Annotated in this window: 1 protein-coding gene and 1 pseudogene; both read right to left on the minus strand. The window is 53.8% G+C overall.

Annotated features, from left to right (window positions below; translation table 11 throughout):
* Positions 1 to 369: 369 nt before the first annotated feature.
* On the minus strand, positions 370 to 2,391 hold the full coding sequence (ligA, locus tag AC6RNO_RS36195; RefSeq protein WP_497108400.1) for an NAD-dependent DNA ligase LigA: 2,022 nt from the start codon (positions 2,389 to 2,391) through the stop codon (positions 370 to 372).
* A 29-nt stretch (positions 2,392 to 2,420) separates the two neighbouring features.
* Positions 2,421 to 2,654, minus strand: a pseudogene (locus tag AC6RNO_RS36200) (ATP-dependent DNA helicase PcrA); the annotation flags it as partial.

Here is a 2,654-nt window from a genome sequence, read left to right on the forward strand (position 1 = left end):
AACTCTCCAAAAAGGTGTTACCTTTATTGAAAGCTGAATAGCTCAATTTCAAAGCTGACGAGATTTTGCAATCTCTTGTTTTGGTTGATTGCTCAACCTTGCTGATACTTCATTTATTTGTTCAGTTTTCAAGGAGCTTTATTGCTGTCATTTAAAGCGTTAATGCGTCGCTTACGTGGTGACAGGTATTTATACTACCAGCTTTTAAAACAAAATGCAAGCGTCTTTTTCTAACTTTTTTCATCCATTATCTTACAACCCGCAATACCGCGTCCCGCCTGCATTTCTATGCATTCGGACAACAAAGGCCCTGCCGGACGCTGCAGTCCGACAGGTTCTTCATATTTCATCCCCGGAGGAAGCCGGGAATCAGGCTTCGCCTAACAGCCGCAACAGCTCCTGCTCATCATCAATGATCCGGATGCCGAGATCCTGCGCTTTTGTCAGTTTGCTGCCTGCGCTTTCACCGGCTACGACGATATCTGTTTTCTTCGATACGCTGCCTGTAATTTTCGCGCCGAGAGCCTCCAGCTTTTTAGCGGCTTCGTCCCGCCCCATGGTGCTTAACGTGCCTGTGAGCACAATCGTTTTGCCGAAAAACGGATTGTCCGGACTAGCCTCTGCGGCAGCCGGCTCTTCTGCCACGGGGCTAACCCCTGCAGCCAACATGCGCTGAATGCTGTCGATCATGACCGGATCCCGGAAAAACGTATAGATGCTTTCGGCAACAATCCCCCCTACGTCAGGGAGCGTAATAAGCTCCTCCGGCGTAGCCTCCAGCAGCTTGTCCAGGCTGCGGTAGTGGTCGGCCAGCACTTTGGTCGTCGTTTTGCCGGAGTTCGGAATGCCGAGCGAGTAAAGAAACGCGGCCAAATCGCGGGACTTGCTTTTTTCCAAAGCTTCCAGCAAATTTTTCGCTTTTTTCTCGCCGAACCGGTCCAGCTTGATGAGATCTTCGAATTGCAGGTAGTACAGATCCGCGGGATCGCGCACGCCAAGCTCTTGATGAAGCTGAGCGGCGGTCATTTCGCTGAAAGTCTCGATATCCATCGCATCGCGCGAGGCAAAATGCGTAATCCGCCCGATCAACTGCGGGCTGCAGCCCAGACGATTCAGGCAGAACAGATGCGCGCCGCGCATTTCCAGTTCGCTGCCGCAAGCCGGACAATGCGTAGGATACACGATTTCTTCGCCGTCGTTCTCCTCGGTCACTTTGCCGAGAATTTCCGGGATCACGTCATTCGACCTGCGGATATAAACGAGGCTGCCGAGGGCATGCTTCAAGTTTTTGCGTTCAATGTCGCCGATGTTGTTCAGCGTGCAGTTTTGCACGGTAACGCCTGCCAAATCGACGGCTTCGACTCTGGCGAGCGGCGTGATTTTGCCTGTACGGCCGACTTCCCAGGAAACGCTCTGCAAAACCGTCGTCGCCTCTTCAGCCTCAAATTTGAATGCTATCGCCCAGCGCGGGAACTTCTCGGTGTAGCCGAGCACCTCCCTCGTGCGCATGTCCGTAAGCTTGACGACGCCTCCGTCGATCAAAAAGTCAAAACCAAGCCGCTCTTCCGCAATCCGCTCCAGCTCAGCGGCAACATCTTCTATAGAATCAAAAAAACGCGTCCGATCGCTCACCTTAAAATGATTATCCTTCAAAAACTGCAGCATCTCGGCATGGTTTTGGAACTGGATCTGATCCGAATAGCCGACATTATAGAAGAAAGCGTTCAGCTTCCGCTCCGACGTTATTTTCGGATTCAGGTTGCGGAGTGCGCCTGCCGCTGCATTGCGGGCATTTTTGAGCGGCTCCGCGGCAGTCTTGTTATACTCCTCCAAAACGGAAAGGAACATCATGCCTTCGCCCTGTACTTCAAGCGTGCCTTGATCGTAGGGAATTTCGAGGGGAATCGACTTGATCGTCTTAATCTGCGCCAAAATGCCCTCGCCCACGACGCCGTTGCCGCGCGTAGAAGCCTGAACCAACTGCCCCTGTGAATAAGTCAGGTTCAACGTAAGTCCGTCAAACTTCAGTTCCACGACAAAAGAAGGGTCTGGCAGCGGCTGCTCCGGGTTTTTGCCGTTGTAGTCGGCGATCAGCTTCAGCACACGCGTATGCCAGGCCTGCAAATCCTCCGCGTTCTGCGCCTTATCCAGGCTCCACAAACGGGAAAGATGACGATGCGGCTCAAAGCCCTTGAGAATGTCGCCGCCGACCCGCTGCGTAGGGGAAGCAGGCAGGATCACTCCCGTTTCCCGCTCCAAAGCAACGAGCCTATCGTACAGCACGTCCCATTCCTTGTCGCTAATCGTCGGTTGATCCTGCGTGTAATAGCTGTGGTTATGCCGGTTAATTTCTTGAACGAGGGTTTTCATTGCCGCGATGGCATCTGTCATTACGGACTCTTCCTCTCTATATGGAAAAATTAGGTTTCCTTTTTGATCGGGGCAAACTTGGCCAACAGCCGCTTGAGGCCTACCGGCGCGGGAAAAGCGATTTGCAGCTCGGTGTCGTCACCCGAGCCTTTGACGGAAACGACGGTGCCGATGCCCCATTTGCCGTGCGATACTTTGTCGCCGGCTTTGTAGTCCGGCACCGGGCCGCCCGCGGCGGGGGGCACCACCCGGAGCGCAGCCGGACGCGCGGCGGCTGCGGAAGC

The sequence above is a fragment of the Paenibacillus sp. sgz302190 genome (genome assembly GCF_059820445.1).